Source organism: Antiquaquibacter oligotrophicus, from assembly GCF_020535405.1.
GTDB lineage: Bacteria > Actinomycetota > Actinomycetes > Actinomycetales > Microbacteriaceae > Rhodoglobus > Rhodoglobus oligotrophicus.
Map to the genome: position 1 here is coordinate 1,635,340 of NZ_CP085036.1, position 15,598 is coordinate 1,650,937.

Below are 15,598 nucleotides of genomic sequence, written 5' to 3' on the forward strand. Positions count from 1 at the left end.
GTTAAGCCTACGCGCTGTCGCGAATCACCAATCGGGTGGGGAGCACACGCTCGCGCTCGGTCGGCACACCGTCGAGCAGATCGAGCAGCATCCGCGCCATCTCCGTGCCCATCTGCCGCGACGGCTGGTGGACCGTCGTGATGCCGACTTCCCCGCTCGTGGCGGCTGGGCTGTCGTCGAAGCCGACCACCGCAACATCCTCGGGCACGCGCCTACCGCGCGAGCGCAGCACCGAGATCGCCCCGGTGGCCATGAGGTCGCTCGCGACGAACACACCGTCGAGCGCGGGCTCCCGATCCAGGAGCTCGCGCATGGCAGCGGCGCCGCCCGCCATGGTGAAGTCACCCGTGGCGACGAGGGATGCGTCGAGCCCGGCATCCTCGAGGGCTCGGCGCCACCCCGTGTGCCGGTCGAGGGCTGCCTGCATGTTCGATGGGCCGGAGATCGTCGCGATGCGCCGCCGGCCGAGGTCGATGAGGTGCTGCGTGCCGAGTGCGCCGGCCGCCTCGTTGTCGACGTCGACGAAGCTGTTGCCGTGAGCATCCGGGTGGAAGGGCCGACCACCGAAGACCACCGGGATGGTCGAGTCGAGCGTTGTGAAGAACTCGTCTCCCGAGTGGTGGGACACGACGATCGCTCCGTCGACATTGCCGCCGAGGAGGTAGCGGATCGTCTTGGCCGACGGCGCGGTGGGGCGTGCCAGCTGCAGGTTCAACACGTAGTCGCTGTCCTCGATGACGTTGGTGATGCCCTGCATGATCTCGGAGAAGAACGGGTCGCCGAAGAACCGCTGCGCGTCTTCCGGAACAACGAGCGCGATCGCCATCGTTCGACGGTTCGCGAGCGACCGGGCCGCCCGATTCGGGATGTAGTTGAGCCGTTCGATTGCTGCATTGACGGCGAGCACCACATCGGGGCTCACATGCACGGACCCGTTGACGACGCGCGAGACCGTCGATCGGGAGACCCCGGCCTCGGCGGCGACAGCTTCGAGCGTCGGCGCTTCCCGTCGCGTCGGCACCTCAGTCGTCATGAGCGTCGAGTCTAGCTAGTGGGTGCGACGCGATCAGAGCGCACGGTCGGCGATGATCGCGCGGTACGCGAGAGCGCTGTCCTTGAGCGTGCGCTCCTGAGTGGCGTAATCGACCCGCACGATACCGAACCGCTTGTCGTAGCCCCACGCCCACTCGAAGTTGTCCATGAGCGACCAGTAGAAGTAGCCCCGCACGGGGACACCCTCGTCGATGGCGTCAAGGATCGCCTCGAGGTGATCCTCGAGGAAGGCCACGCGATCGTCATCGGGGATCGCGCCATCCTCCGCCACAACGTCGTCGTAGGCTGCGCCGTTCTCGGTCACGGCGAGCACGGTGCCGGCCGGCCCCGTGTACTCGTCGTGAACACGGCGCAGCAGTCGCGTGAGTCCCTCCGGTTGCACCTCCCACTGCATCGCCGTGAGCGGCAGGTCGCGCAAATGCCAGTGCACGTTTTCCGCGGCCGGGAACGGGGAACGCTTCGGGCGCTCGCTCGGGGCCTGAGTGGTCATGGTGGCGCCCGTCGGCGGATGCCCTCCCACGAGTTCACCGTGGTAGTAGTTCACGCCCAGAAGGTCGATGGGCGCTGCGATGGTCGCGAGGTCGCCGGGGTGCACCACCTCGTCGAAACCGAGGTGCGCGACATCCGCGAGCAGATCGGCCGGGTAGGAACCGCGGAAGATCGGGTCCAGGAAGAACCTGTTGAACTGGCCGTCGATGCGTCGAGCCGCATCGACGTCGGCGGGGTCCTCGGGGTTGACGGGATCGGCGACCGTCAGGTTGAGGGTGATGCCGAGGGAGAGCTCCGGGTCGCGGCGTCGCAGTTCCTCGATGACGAGACCGTGCCCGAGAAGGAGGTGGTGACCGGCCGCGAGGCCTGCCGCCGGATCCTGTCGTCCCGGCGCGTGCTCGCCTCCGATGTAGCTCAAGAACGATGCGCACCACGGCTCGTTGAGGGTGGTCCAGTTGCTCACGCGATCACCCAAGGCGTCATGGACGGCGAGGGCATAGTCGACGAAACGGTACGCGGTATCGCGAGCCGGCCATCCGCCCTGATCCTCGAGCGCCTGCGGGAGGTCCCAGTGGTAGAGCGTGAGCCACGGCAGGATCCCGTGCTCGAGCAACTCGTCGACAAGTCGCGAATAGAAGTCGATGCCCGCAGGGTTGACCGGCCCGCCGTCCGGGCACACCCGCGCCCACGACGTCGAAAAGCGGTACGAGTCGAGCCCGAGGTCCGCCATGAGCTTCACGTCGTCGCGGTACCGGTGGTAGTGATCGCACGCGACATCGCCGTTCTCCATGCCGACCACCGCGCCTGGGACGCGTGAGAACGCATCCCAGATGGAATCGGTGCGGCCGTCCTCGTGTGCCGCGCCCTCGATCTGATAGGCGGAGGCGGCCGCACCAAAGAGGAAGTCGGTGGGGAATTGACGGCGCGAAGCGGTGGTCGGCATCTGACGCCCTTCTGTTACGGAGGTCATCTCAGCCTTTCACTGCCCCGGCCATGATGCCACTGACGAGTTGCCGGCCGGCGAACACGAAGAGCAGCAGCAGGGGGATGGTCGCGAGGATGACACCCGCGAGCACGATCGAGTAGTCGACGAAGTAGTTGGACTGGAGGAGCGAGAGCGCGACGGGGAGGGTCGGGTTCTGTCGGTCGAGCACGATGAACGGCCAGAAGAAGTTGTTCCACGCGGTCACGAAGGTGAAGAGGAAGAGCATCGCCGCCGCGGGGCGTGCGGCGACGGCGCCCACCGTCCAGAACGTGCGGATCATGGATGCGCCGTCCATGCGCGCAGCCTCGATGAGCTCGTCCGGTACGGCCTGACGAAGGTACTGGGTCATCCAGAACACCCCGAAAGCACTCGTGAGCGCGGGGATGATGATCGCGCCGATCTGACCGGTCCAACCGAGCTCCGCGAAGAGGATGTAGAGCGGAACGACACCGAGCTGCAGCGGCACGGCCATCGTCGCGACGACAAACACCAGGAGCCCACTACCGCCGGCGAACCGCAGCTTCGCGAATGCCCAACCCGCGAGGGTCGAGGAGATCACAACCGAGACGGCAATGAGAACGGAGCTGTAGATGCTGTTCCACAACGCGGCCCAGAAGTTGACCGCGGGATCGCTCATGACCTTGAGTGCGTTGGCAATGAAGTTGCCGGCCGGGAAGAATCCGGGGTCGCGGAGGGTCGAGGCATCCCCCGATCCGATGAGAAACGAGAAGTAGAAGGGGAACGCCGAGGCCACAAAAACGACGCCCAGCCCGACGTAGACCCACAGGCTCGGTCGCATTCCGCGGATCCGGATGGTGCGGGCGCCGCGTTTGCGTTGCCGCGCGTTCGGGATGCCCTCCTCGACGATTGCGAGGGGAGGATTGGTGCCGATACTCATCGGGCTACCGCCTTCTGTGTGCGCTTGCGGCGAGACTTCTCGACCGGGGATCGGGTGCCCTCCGTGCGCAGGAGGGTGCGCGTGACGAGCAGGTTGATGAGGCCGATGGCCACGATGATGAGGAACAGGATCCAGGCCATGGCGGCAGCCCGGCCGAAGTTCCACTGGCCCCAACCGATGTCGTAGAGGTACAGCGAGATCGTCAACCATTGCTGGCCGGCGCCACCTCGACCGAACTGGTCGAAGACACGAGGTTCGTCGAAGATCTGCAAGCCACCGATGGTGGAGGTGATGACGACAAAGATGAGGGTCGGGCGCAGCGAGGGAAGCGTGATGCTCCAGAACTGACGGAACGCGCCAGCGCCGTCGACGGTGGCGGCCTCGTAGTAGTCGCGGTTGATGGCCTGCATCGCCGCGAGGAGGATGAGGGCGTTGTAGCCCGTCCAGCGGTAGTTGACCATAGTGGCGATCGCGACGTGACTCCAGAACGGGTCGGAGTGCCACGGGATTGGGTCGAGGCCGATGGCCTGGAGGTTGGTGTTCACGATGCCGAATTTGTCCGCGAAGATCACCGTGAAGATGAGGCCGACCGCGACCGGGGCCACGACGTATGGCAGAAGGGTGCTCATGCGCCAGAACGTCTTGGCGCGGATATTGCGGTCGAGCATCGTGGCGATGAAAATCGCGAGCACGAGCTGGGGAACCGTCGAGAGCAGGAAGATGCTGAAGGTATTGCGCAGCGCTGTCCAGAAGTGCGGCTGCTGAAGGATCCAGGTGTACTGGTCGATGCCAACGAACGTGCCGGAGCCGCGCACCAGATCCCAGTCCATGAACGAAATCACCGCGGTGAAGACGATCGGGAAGACGCCGACGATGGCGAAGAGGATGAAGAACGGCGAGATGTAGAGATACGGGGAGAACTTCACGTCCCACTTGCTGAGGCGCTGCGAGAACGAGATGACTCGGGGCTGGGTGGTGGTCACGGGCGATTCCTGTCGATGGGGGGAGCGAGCGGGGGTGCGAGCCGCAAGGGAACGGCGCGCACCCCCGTCGTGGTGGGGACTAGAAGGCCGAGACCTCGGTCACCCAGGTGTCCCAGGACTGCTCCGGCGTCTCGAGTCCGTCGAAGACTCGGGTCACCGCGTTCTGGAGCGCGTCGTGGAACTGGAAGTACTTCGGGCCCTTGAAGGTTGAGACGGTCACGGCCTCCGCGCGGTCGATTCCGATCTCACCCGTCGGGGCGTCGTTGAAGTACTCGTTGGTGTAGCCCGTGAGCGCCTCGTCCGTGTAGGCGTCGGGCTGGCTCGGGAAGGTTCCCGCGTTGAGGAAGGCCTTGATCTGGGTCTCCGGCGAGGTGAGCCAGTCAGCGAGCTGCTGGGCCGCCTCGACGTTGGCGCCGTTGGCGGGGACCGTCAGGTACGAGCCGCCCCAGTTTCCGCCGCCACCGGGGAACGCGTCGGCGATGTCCCAGCCCGTGATGTCGGGAGCGTTGCCGGAGATGATGCCGTGCATCCATCCGGGGCACAGCATGGCCGCGAACTCACCGTTAGCCATCGAGGCGTTCCAGTCCTCGCTCCACTGAGCGGGGAAGGCCGAGATCGGGATGGCCTTCTCGACGACCGTGTTGTAGGCATCCTGAATGTCGGGGTTCTCGGTCGCGATGATCGTGCCGTCCGGCTCCTCGTAGGCGAACTCGAGCTGGTTGACGATGCCCTGCAGCACAGAGTTCGCGGAGTCGATGAACGGCTTGCCGGTGGCCTGCGTGTACTGGGCGCCCACCTCGAAGAAGGCATCCCAGGTCGGGAAGAGCTCGGCGACGGCCTCGCGGTCGCTCGGCAGTCCCGCCGCGGCGAAGAGGTCGCTGCGGAAGCAGATTCCCTGCGGGCCGATGTCGGTGCCGTACGCGATGAGGTTGCCGGCGGCATCCGTCGCGGCCGCTTCCTTCCAGTCGAGCCAGCGGCCCTTGAGGTCGTCGGGCACGGGGGCGAGGAGGTCGGAGTACTGCATGGCCTCGGTGAACCAGTCGATCTCGACTGCCTCGACGTCGGCGAGCCCGGACTTGCCGAGCTTCTGGAAGTAGTTGGCGCGAGCGTCGTTCGAGGTCGCCGCCTTGTTGTGGATGACCTCGATGCCGGTCTCTTCGGTGAACTCGGCGAGGAGCTCGTCGGTGTATCCGAAATCGTTGAACGTCGCGAGGGTCAGCTGTGTGGTGCCGCCAGCGTCAGAGTCGCCCGAGGGCGCGCATCCGGTGGCGATGATTGCGATGGTTGCGGCTCCAGCGATTGCTGCGGCCACGGTGCGTCGTGAGGTTCTCACGGTCACTCCTTTGTGTGCGTGGATGGGAAGTCGTGCTGTCCTGCTCCGCCGTGGGAGCGCTCCCACAGCGACGCGGCTCAGAGTAAACACGAGGCGCGATCCCTGTCAACACGCGGATGGGAGCGCTCCCACGAACGCAAGCGCTTGCTTCATGAGAATCCCGCGGAAACTCGCGGAAGTGCCGCCCGGAAAAAAATCTTGAGGACTACCGCAGAACGGATGCCTCGGCCACCCAACTGTCCCAACCGCTGGGTGCCGACTCGTGGCCGTCGAACACACGCGCCGCGATGTTGACGAGGGCATCGTGGTAACGCAAGAACCCCGGGCCGCGCACGGTGAGTTCCGTGATCGCGAGAGCGCGATCGGCGGAGATCTGTCCGATGGGCGCGTCGCTCAAGTCGAGGTCCTTGGTGTTTGTGATCACCGGCTCGGCGAACACCGAGGGTGTACTGGGGAACACCTTGGCATTGCGGTAGGCGGCGAGCTGGTTCTCGGGCAGCGTCAACCACGCGGCAAGGGCCTGGGCATCCTCCACTCGGTCGCCCGTCGCGGGAACCACGAGGAAGGTTCCTGCGGTATTCATGCCGCCGCCGGGATAGGTGTTCGCGACACTCCACGTGTCGATATCGGGCGCGATCTGGGGGATGGATGCCCGCATCTCGGCACCGCACAACATGGCCGCGTACCCGCCCTCATCCATCTCCAACGCCCACTCCCACCCGTCCGGCTTGGAGAATGCCGCGATGGGGAAAGCTCGTTCGACAACCGAGTCGTAGACCTCGCGCACAGCGGGATTGGTGGTTGCAACCACGGTTCCGTCGCGTTCTTCGTAGGACACCGGGAGCTGGTTGATCATGCCGTCGACGATCGGTGTGATCGAGTCCACGAAGGGCTCACCCGTGGTCGCGGTGTACTGCGCTCCGACGGTGAAAAACGCGTCCCAGCTCGGGAAGAGCGCGGCAACAGCCGCCGGATCGGTGGGGAGTCCGGCTTGTTCGAAGAGGTCGCTGCGGTAGCAGATCGCTTGCGGGTCGATCGTCGCACCGTAGGCGAACAGGGTGCCATCAGCCGCCGTCGCACTCGCGACCTTCCAGGGGAGCCAACGATCGATGAGGTCGGATGACACGGGCGCGAGGTCGCTCGTGTAGGGCAACAGATCGGGAATCCAGGTCAGGTCGATGGCCTCGACGTCGGCGAGCCCACCCTCTCCGATGTTCTGGAAGATCCCAGAGCGTGCCTTGTCGGGAGTTGTGATCGTGTGAACGACCTCGATGCCCGTCTCCTTCGTGAACTGTGCGAAGAGCGCGTCGCTGTAGCCGATGTCACCGAAGGTGGTGATCGTGAGCGGATCCCCGGTCGTCTCGTCCTCGGCCGCCGGAGCGCAACCGACGACGAGAAGAATGAGCGCGGATGCTGCGGCCGCTACGGCGATTCGGCGGTGATGGAACACGTCACTCCCTTGTATGCGTGATGCGGAATATGGTCTATCGAGCGGCGGGAACCTTGGCGGGAGCGTCGGCCGCTGCAGCATCATCCGCAGCCTCATCGATGGCCGATTTGTCGCGGAGTGGCGCGGTCGTGATGAAGAAGCTGATCGCGAGGCCGATGACCATCACCGCGAAGCCAACCCAATACGCGCTCACCGCCGCATCGTTGAAACCCTCGCGGAACGGTGCGGTGAGGCGGTGGTCGGCGAACAGCAGGAAGTTCGAGTTGCTGTCGAACGCGTCCTCCGCCGCGGTGCCACCGACTCCGTCATCGAACAGGTCGATGATCGCCTGGTTCGCCTGGTTGGTGCGCACCTGAGGGTCGAAGGCGAGCGCGTCGATGAGAGCTCGTTTGATGATCGGCCTGTCCGCGGCGGCTTCGATGGCATCCGGAAGCCGCGTAAAGATGATCGAGAACAGGATCGAGACACCCAGTGTTCCGCCGAGGGAGCGGAAGAACGTCGATGCGGTCGTCGCGACTCCGAGATCGCGAGCCGTAACCGAGTTCTGGGAGGCGATCGTGAGCGTCTGCAGCAGCTGACCCAAGCCGAGTCCGATGATGAACGTGCCCGTCATGACCCACAGCGGACCCTTGTCTGCCGTGAGGAACGTGAGCCAAAGGAAACCGAGCGTGAGGGCGACCATGCCGGTGCGGAAGAACACCCCGTAGCGACCCGTACGCCCGATGATCTGACCGGTCACGATCGACGCGATCATGAGCCCCAGAAGCATCGGGAGCATCTGCAGGCCGCTCACCATCGGGGAAGAGTTGTTGACCAGTTGGAGGTAGAGGGGTGCGGTGAGCATCGAGCCGAACATCCCGAAACCGACAAACACACCGAGGATCGTCGCCATCGCGAACGTCTGGTTGCGGAACAGCGCGAGCGGGATGAGCGCGTCGTCCCCCATGCGCATTTCGATGAGGATGAACGCCACGATGCCGGCGACCCCCACGACGTAGCACAGCAGGGCGCCCGGGGAGGCCCATCCCCAGTCGCGACCCTGCTCGGCCACCACGAGGAGGGGGACGAGGGCGACCACAACGGCGGCGGCGCCCCACCAGTCGATCTTGACCTCACGCTTGGTGTGGGGGAGGCGGAGGAAGCGCAGAACGATGGCGAGTGCGGCGAGCCCGATGGGCACGTTGAGGAGGAAGACCCACCGCCAGCCGTCCAGGCCGAAGAGTTCCTGTTGGCTCGAGAACACCCCACCCAAGAGAGGCCCGGCGACACTCGACAGGCCGAACACTCCGAGGAAGATGCCTTGGGCGCGTGCGCGCTCGCGCGGGGCGAGCACGTCTCCCATGATCGCGAGCGGCAGCGCCATGAGACCACCGGCGCCGAGGCCCTGGATGGCGCGGAACCCCGCGAGCTGGTACATCGAGTCGGCGAAACCGGCCGCCGCCGACCCGATGAGGAAGATGACGATCGCCGCGATGAAGAGTGGACGCCTGCCGAAAATGTCGCTGAGCTTGCCGTAAATCGGGGTGCCGATCGTCGACGTGATCAGGTAGGCCGTCGCGACCCACGATTGCAGGGTGAGCCCGTCGAGGTCGTCGGCGATGGTGCGCATCGACGTGCTCACGATCGTCTGATCGAGCGACGACAGGAACAGCCCGGCCATGAGTCCAACGAAGACGAGAATCAGCTGCCGACGCGTCATGACGGTCGACGCCGTCAGCGACTGCGTGACATCTTCTCGTCGCAGCGCGCGCTTTTTGCGCTGAGAACTCTTGGACATGGCCGGGCTCCTGGGTACGTCGTTGTCGTGCCACGGTACATCGAGTTACCGCTGTGTCGCTGAGTCGTCCTCTCCGGTCTCCGCGGCGACGGGCGCGACGAGCGCGCCGGTCTGCGCGGCCGCGAGATCCGCCTGAACGGCGGCCTCGGCATCCGCTGCCTCCTGGAGGGCCGACTTCTGCCGCAGCGGGGCCGGGCGAAGGAAGAAGCTCAGGATGAAGGCGACCGCCACCACCGCGAGTGCGACCCAGTACACCGTGACCGTCGCGTTGTTGAAGCCCTCGAGGAAGGGCGCCGTTAGACGCGGGTCGGCACCGTTGAGGAACGACGTGTCCCCGTTGAGCGCGTTGCCGAGCGACCCACCGTCCTGGCCTTCCTGGAGCACCTTGAGTACACCAGCGTTGGCGGGATCCGCGAGAACGGAGCGGTCTGCGAGCGCGGCGGCGAGATCATCCTTCGCCTGCTGGCTGGCGAACGCCGTCGCGATGGTCTCCGGGATGCGGGAGAACAGCACCGAGAACAGCACAGCCACACCGAGCGTTCCACCGATCTGGCGGAAGAAGGTCGACGAGCTCGTGGCGACGCCGATATCGCGGGGGCCGACGGAGTTCTGCGACGCGATCGTGAGTGTCTGCATGAGCTGACCGAGTCCGAGGCCGATGAAGAACGTGCCGATCATCATGAACCACACGGGCTTGTCGGCAGTGAGGAAGGTCAGCCACGTGAAGCCGACGAGCATGAGCGCTGTTCCGGTCCGCGGGAACACCGTGTACTTACCCGTGCGCGAGATCACCTGACCGCTCACGATCGAGGAGATCATGAGCCCCAAGATCATGGGGAGCATGAGGAATCCGCTCTCCGTCGGCGTCGCGCCGTTCACGAGCTGGTAGTAGAGCGGGATGGTCATCATGGCGCCGAACATTCCGAAGCCGACGAGGATGCCGAGCACCGTGACGGTCGAGAAGGTGCGGTTGCGGAAGAGCTTCAACGGGATGAGCGCGTCATCCCCCATGAGCTTCTCGCTCAGGATGAAGGCGGCGATACCGATCGCGCCGAGTCCGTAACACACGAACGCGCCGATCGAGTCCCAACCCCACTCACGCCCCTGCTCGGCAACGAGCAGAAGGGGAACGAGGGCGAGCACCACCGTGGCAGCACCCCACCAGTCGATGCGAACGGGACGCTTGTGGTGAGGAATGTGGAGGAAGCGGGTCACGATCGCGAGGGCGATGACGCCGATGGGCAGGTTGACGAGGAACACCCAGCGCCACCCGGCGACAAAAAGGATCTCGGGGGTGCCGGAGAACAGTCCGCCGACGAGCGGGCCGACGACGCTCGAGATGCCGAACACGGCGAGGAAGTAGCCCTGGTACTTGGCGCGCTCCCGCGGGGCAAGGATGTCGCCCATGATCGCGAGGGGCAGCGCGAGCAGACCGCCGGCACCGAGGCCCTGGATCGCGCGGAAGATCGCGAGCTGGTACATCGACCCCGCGAAGCCTGCGGCAAGCGAACCGGCGAGGAAGATCACGATCGCGATGATGAACAGCGGGCGCCTGCCGAAGATGTCGCTGAGCTTGCCGTAGATGGGTGTCGCGATGGTGGAGGTGATGAGGTAGGCGGTTGTCACCCACGCTTGCAGGCTGAGGCCGTCGAGGTCATCGGCGATGGTGCGCATCGACGTGCCGACGATCGTCTGGTCTAGCGAGGACAGGAACATGCCAGCCATGAGGCCGGCGATGACAAGGAGGATCTGGCGGTGGGTCATGACACCGCCGGCGTCGGCGATGGCCTGCGCCTGCTGCTTGCCGCGTGAGGTGGGTTTACTCGAGGAGGGAGAGCTGGACATGGGTGGTGTGATCTCCAAAAGATTGCGTAGAGTGCAAACTTACACCCTGCGCACCGCTGATGTCCACGGGATGCCCGGGCCGTAGTATCGACGGATGACCGAGGCGTTGCGTCCCCGCCGCCGGCCCTCCAAGGCCGTGCGTCGTAGGCGGACCATCGTGATCGCGAGTGCGATCGGCGTCGTCGCCGTCGCGGCGATCGTCGCGGGCATCCTGCTGCTGCGTCCGTCGCCTCCGGCCCCGGTGCCCACGACCACCCCGAGCCGCACCCCGAGCCCGACGCCGAGTGCGACCCCGACTCCCACTCCCACGCCGACGTTCGATCGCACCGCACAGTCCATCGACGACCCGTCGAGCTACTGGGTCGTCGTGAATAAACAGCGCCCCATCACCGTGCTCGGCTACGAGGCGACCGACATCGTTGCGGTGCCAGTCCCCTTCATCAACGAGCCCTACCTCCGACAGGCCGCCTCTGACGCCGCGGTGCAGATGTTCGACGCGATCACCGCCGAGACGGGACTCGAACTTCAGGCACAGAGCGCCTACCGGAGCTACTCGGTGCAGGAGAGTGTGTACGCCGGATGGGTGTCGAGTCTCGGTCAGGAGGCCGCCGACCTCACGAGCGCACGGCCGGGCCACAGCGAGCACCAGACCGGCCTCGCCATCGACGTGAATGCGCTCCCCGATCAGGGCTGCGCCCTCGAGCCGTGCTGGGGCGCTACGCCACACGCGCAGTGGATCGCGGAGAACGCGTATCGGTTCGGATTCATCGTGCGCTACCAGGACGGCATGACCCCGATCACGGGCTATGAGTACGAGCCGTATCACCTGCGCTACGTGGGAGTGGAGCTCGCGACCGAGATGCACACGACCGGTGTGAAGACCCTCGAGGAGTTCTTCGGGCTACCGCCGGCCCCCACGTACTAAGCCTCAACTGACCCCAGCGCTATCCCAAATACAGGAGACTCGCCACATCCGGTGCCGGAATCCGGATGCTGTGGCCAATCGACTTCGATTGTCCTGCATTTGGGATGACCGTCGTCAGCCCTGCAGGGCGGCGTCCACGATCGACTTCGCCTCGGCCTGTACCTGCTTCAGGTGATCCGGCCCGAGGAACGACTCCGCGTAGATCTTGTAGACGTCCTCCGTGCCGCTGGGGCGCGCCGCGAACCACGCGTTCTCGGTGGTCACCTTGACGCCGCCGATCGCGGCACCGTTACCGGGAGCGTGCGAAAGCTTCGCCGTGATCTGCTCGCCCGCCAGTTCCGTCGCGGCGATGTCGTCGCCACTGAGCTTGCCAAGGCGTGCCTTCTGCTCCTTGGTCGCGGCGGCATCGATGCGCTCGTACGCGGGATCGCCGAACTGTGCCACGAGCTCCGCGTACAGCTGAGACGGGGACTTTCCGGTTACGGCACGAATCTCGCTCGCGAGGAGCGCGAGCAGGATGCCGTCCTTGTCCGTCGTCCAGGCCGTGCCGTCGAGGCGCAGGAAGCTCGCACCCGCACTCTCCTCACCGCCGAAGGCGACACTGCCATCAACGAGGCCGGGCACAAACCACTTGAAGCCGACAGGCACCTCCCACAACCTGCGCCCGAGGGATGCCGCGACCCGGTCGATCATCGAGCTCGACACGAGGGTCTTGCCGATCGCGGCATCCTGGCTCCACTGCGGGCGGTGCGTATAGAGGTACTGGATGGCGACAGCCAGGAAGTGGTTGGGGTTCATGAGCCCAGCATCCGGGGTCACGATGCCGTGGCGGTCGGCGTCGGCGTCATTTCCCGTGAGGATGTCGAAGTCGCCCGCCTTCGCGACAACCGACGCCATCGCGTTGGGGGAGGACGGATCCATGCGGATCTTGCCGTCCCAGTCGAGCGTCATGAAACCCCACGCGGGGTCGACCAACGGGTTCACAACCGTGAGACTGCTGCGGCCGTCCGCCCCGTCGAGGTGGTACCGCTCAGCGATGAGTTGCCAGTAGTTGACGCTCGCGCCGCCGAGCGGGTCAGCGCCGATCCGGATGCCCGCTCCCGCGATCGCGTCCATGTCGATGATGTTCACGAGGTCATCGACGTAGGCTCCGCGGTAGTCGTAGGTGGCCACCGCGGACGGCTCGGCCCACTTCACGTCGCCGCTGCCCGCCTCGATGATCTCGTTTGCGCGGTTGGCGATCCACCCCGTCGCGTCACTGTCGGCCGGGCCACCGTGCGGCGGGTTGTACTTGAAGCCCCCGTCGCGCGGCGGGTTGTGGCTCGGGGTGATGACGATGCCGTCACTCTGTTCGTCGTGCCCCGCGGCGTTATACGCGATGATCGCGTGGCTGAGCGCCGGCGTCGGCACCCAGTCGTCGAATTCGTCGACGAGAGCCTCGACGCCGTTCGCGACGAGCACCCCGAGCGCCGTCGTCTCGGCGGGCCGGGAGAGCCCGTGGGTGTCCTTGCCGATGAAAAGCGGGCCCGTGATGCCCTGGCTCGCCCGATACTCCACGATCGCCTGCGTGATGGCCGCGATGTGGGTTTCATTGAAAGCGGTGTCGAGGGAGGAGCCACGGTGGCCGCTCGTGCCGAACGCGACGCGCTGCGCCGGGTTCGTGACATCCGGAACCCTGTCGAAATAGGCCTGCACGAGTTCGTGCACATCGATGAGGTCGGATGCTTCGGCCGGCTGCCCTGCGCGATCGTTCATGCAGCAAGTCTGGCAGGTGTGCGCGCAGAGCACCGCCTAAACTCTGGGTCATGCCAGAGACGACCGAAGCGAGCGATACCTACTCCTACCTCGGCCCCGCTGGCACCTTTACGGAGGCTGCGCTCAAGCAGGTTCCCGAAGCCGCGGGCAAGGCCTGGCGCCCCGTCAACAACGTGGGCGAAGCGCTCTCCGACGTCATCGAGGGTCGCAGCGTCGGCGCGATGATCGCGATCGAGAACTCCATCGAGGGCGGCGTGAGTGCGACGCAGGATGCCCTCGCCACCATCCCGGGGCTGCGCATCATCGGCGAATACCTGGTGCCCGTGAACTTTGTGCTCGTCGCCCGGCACGGAACCACCCTCGCCGACGTGAAGGTGGTCAACGCGCATCCGGTCGCCTACGCGCAGACCCACAAGTGGCTGGAGGCCAGCCTGCCAGGGCACGGGCACATTCCGGCGACGTCGAACGTGGCTGCCGCGGCATCCTTGCTCGATGGCTCACTCGCGGATGCCGCGGTCGCACCACCCGGAATCACCGAGTACCACGACCTCACCGTGCTCGCCGAAGGTATCGGCGACAACCCGAACGCGGTGACTCGTTTTGTGCTCGTCTCCCGCACACGCACCCTGCCGGAACCCACCGGCTCCGACAAGACCTCGATCATCGCGGAGCTTCCGGATGACACGGCCGGCCGCCTCCTCGAAATGCTCGAGCAGTTCGCCACCCGAGGGGTCAACATGAGCCTCCTCGAGTCGCGCCCCATCGGGGACGCGCTGGGTCGCTATCGGTTCGTGATCGACCTGGATGGCCACATCCTCGACGAGCGGGTGGCGGATGCGCTCCTCGGTCTCAAGCGTTTCTCCCCCAAGGTGGTGTTTTTGGGCAGCTACCCGCGCGCTGACAAGCAGACCATCTCGGTGTCCCCTCGCTACAGCAACGAGTCCTTCGTGGACGCCCGCGACTGGCTTCGCGCCCTCATCTCGGGCGAGCCCGCGTAGCGCGCCCTGCACCTGCACCTCACCTGCACCTGCACCTCACCCACCCCCACCTCGCCGAGTGTTGCCAAATGGCTGCTCTGACGCAGCAAATAGCAGCCATTTGGCAACAGTCAGCGACTTAGAGAGCGCTGGATGCGGGTGACGAGTTCGCGCGGATCGTTGAGGTCGTCCGCGTTGAGCTCCATGACCGTCCAGCCCTGGGACTCCAGGCGGGCTCGACGCGTCATGTCGCGGCGCCACTGGGTGCGGGTGCGGTGGTAGTCACCCTGATACTCGAGAATCAAACGGTGTGATGGAAACGTGAAGTCCGGGCGAACCTGCCGCCCGGTCTGAGTGTCGACGAGCGGATGATTGATGTCGGGCGTCGGCAGCCCCGAGGTGACGAGCAGCACTCGTAGCCGAGACTCCGGCCGCGACTCAGCCCGATCGCTGAGCAGTTCGAGTGCCTGCCGCGCGAGTCGCACTCCGCGCTTGCCCACTGAGCGACCGATAACCTTCGCGAACTCGACGCGGTCGGTCAGCGGCGCCTTGTGATGAATGAGGTAGTCGCCCACCGCGACGAGATCGTCGAGCCTGAGCACGGACGCGAGGTCGAACCACGTGCGCGCTGGCGAGGTAACCCGCAGCCCACCCCACGTCGTGACGTCGCTGGGCGCCACATCGAGTCGATGACCAATCACGTGTCGGGAAACCAGCGGGGCAGCGCCGGCATACGTTCCGAGATGGATGCGGGAACTGCTCTCGAGGCGGAGTGGCAGGGGCGCTCCCCACACCAGGGCAGCGGTGGAGTGCGTCAGGAACGTATGCTCCGGTGCGCGGTGCAGCAGCATTCTGCACCGCTCGAGCAGCGTCGCATCCGCACCGCCGCTGCGTCGAACGCCGTGAACGGTACGGTCGAGGTCGCTTGAGCGCAGTCGACCTCGCGTCGCACCGAGCGCGCGACCCTCCGTGGTGGTGAAGACGACCGGGGTCTCCTCGGGGAGTTGTTCTGGTCGCCGCACCCCAGCACCCTGCCCCAGCGCTTCATCACGTCACTCTTGCTCTCCACAGCGATGCCGAGTGATGCCAAATGGCAGCTATGAAGCCGCGCAGAGCAGCCATTTGGCA

At 65.7% G+C, this 15,598-nt stretch carries 12 protein-coding genes; 2 read left to right on the top strand and 10 right to left on the bottom strand.

Annotated elements, in window-relative coordinates:
* Positions 1-7 precede the first annotated feature (7 nt).
* From LH407_RS08180 to LH407_RS08215, 8 genes are all read right to left on the bottom strand, one after another.
* A complete protein-coding gene (locus tag LH407_RS08180; RefSeq protein ID WP_322134480.1) occupies positions 8-1,033 on the bottom strand; it encodes a LacI family DNA-binding transcriptional regulator in 1,026 nt (341 codons plus the stop codon).
* Between the two features lie 33 nt (positions 1,034-1,066).
* On the bottom strand, positions 1,067-2,485 hold the full coding sequence (locus LH407_RS08185; protein ID WP_322134479.1) for a GH1 family beta-glucosidase: 1,419 nt from the start codon (positions 2,483-2,485) through the stop codon (positions 1,067-1,069).
* A gap of 28 nt (positions 2,486-2,513) precedes the next feature.
* Positions 2,514-3,425, bottom strand: a complete 912-nt coding sequence (locus tag LH407_RS08190; protein ID WP_322134478.1) for a carbohydrate ABC transporter permease — start codon at positions 3,423-3,425, stop codon at positions 2,514-2,516.
* Complete coding sequence (locus LH407_RS08195) at positions 3,422-4,408, bottom strand: carbohydrate ABC transporter permease (RefSeq protein WP_322134477.1); 987 nt, start codon at positions 4,406-4,408, stop codon at positions 3,422-3,424. The genes LH407_RS08190 and LH407_RS08195 overlap by 4 nt, the downstream gene beginning before the upstream one ends.
* Positions 4,409-4,487: 79 nt before the next feature.
* Entirely contained in the window at positions 4,488-5,747 is a 1,260-nt protein-coding gene (locus LH407_RS08200) for an ABC transporter substrate-binding protein (RefSeq protein ID WP_407650549.1), read from the bottom strand.
* Between the two features lie 199 nt (positions 5,748-5,946).
* Positions 5,947-7,191, bottom strand: coding sequence for an ABC transporter substrate-binding protein (locus LH407_RS08205; protein WP_322134475.1), 1,245 nt, complete (start codon positions 7,189-7,191; stop codon positions 5,947-5,949).
* Positions 7,192-7,225: 34 nt separating this feature from the next.
* Positions 7,226-8,968 carry an MDR family MFS transporter gene (locus LH407_RS08210; protein ID WP_322134474.1) on the bottom strand — a complete coding sequence of 581 codons (1,743 nt, stop codon included), beginning with the start codon at positions 8,966-8,968 and terminating at the stop codon, positions 7,226-7,228.
* Between the two features lie 45 nt (positions 8,969-9,013).
* Positions 9,014-10,732 carry an MDR family MFS transporter gene (locus LH407_RS08215; RefSeq protein ID WP_322134951.1) on the bottom strand — a complete coding sequence of 573 codons (1,719 nt, stop codon included), beginning with the start codon at positions 10,730-10,732 and terminating at the stop codon, positions 9,014-9,016.
* A gap of 175 nt (positions 10,733-10,907) precedes the next feature.
* On the opposite strand from LH407_RS08215, the gene LH407_RS08220 reads away from it, so the two are divergent.
* Entirely contained in the window at positions 10,908-11,738 is an 831-nt protein-coding gene (locus LH407_RS08220) for a M15 family metallopeptidase (protein WP_322134473.1), read from the top strand.
* Positions 11,739-11,852: 114 nt separating this feature from the next.
* Here LH407_RS08220 and pgm read toward each other — a convergent pair whose 3' ends face one another.
* Positions 11,853-13,493 (bottom strand): phosphoglucomutase (alpha-D-glucose-1,6-bisphosphate-dependent), encoded by a 1,641-nt coding sequence (gene pgm / locus LH407_RS08225; protein ID WP_322134472.1) that lies wholly within the window; start codon positions 13,491-13,493, stop codon positions 11,853-11,855.
* 50 nt (positions 13,494-13,543) lie between these two features.
* Here pgm and pheA point away from each other — a divergent pair, with 50 nt between their 5' ends.
* A complete protein-coding gene (pheA, locus tag LH407_RS08230) occupies positions 13,544-14,491 on the top strand; it encodes a prephenate dehydratase (protein ID WP_322134471.1) in 948 nt (315 codons plus the stop codon).
* A gap of 110 nt (positions 14,492-14,601) precedes the next feature.
* On the opposite strand, the gene LH407_RS08235 is transcribed toward pheA, so the two are convergent.
* Positions 14,602-15,492, bottom strand: coding sequence for an endonuclease domain-containing protein (locus LH407_RS08235; protein ID WP_322134470.1), 891 nt, complete (start codon positions 15,490-15,492; stop codon positions 14,602-14,604).
* Positions 15,493-15,598 lie beyond the last annotated feature (106 nt).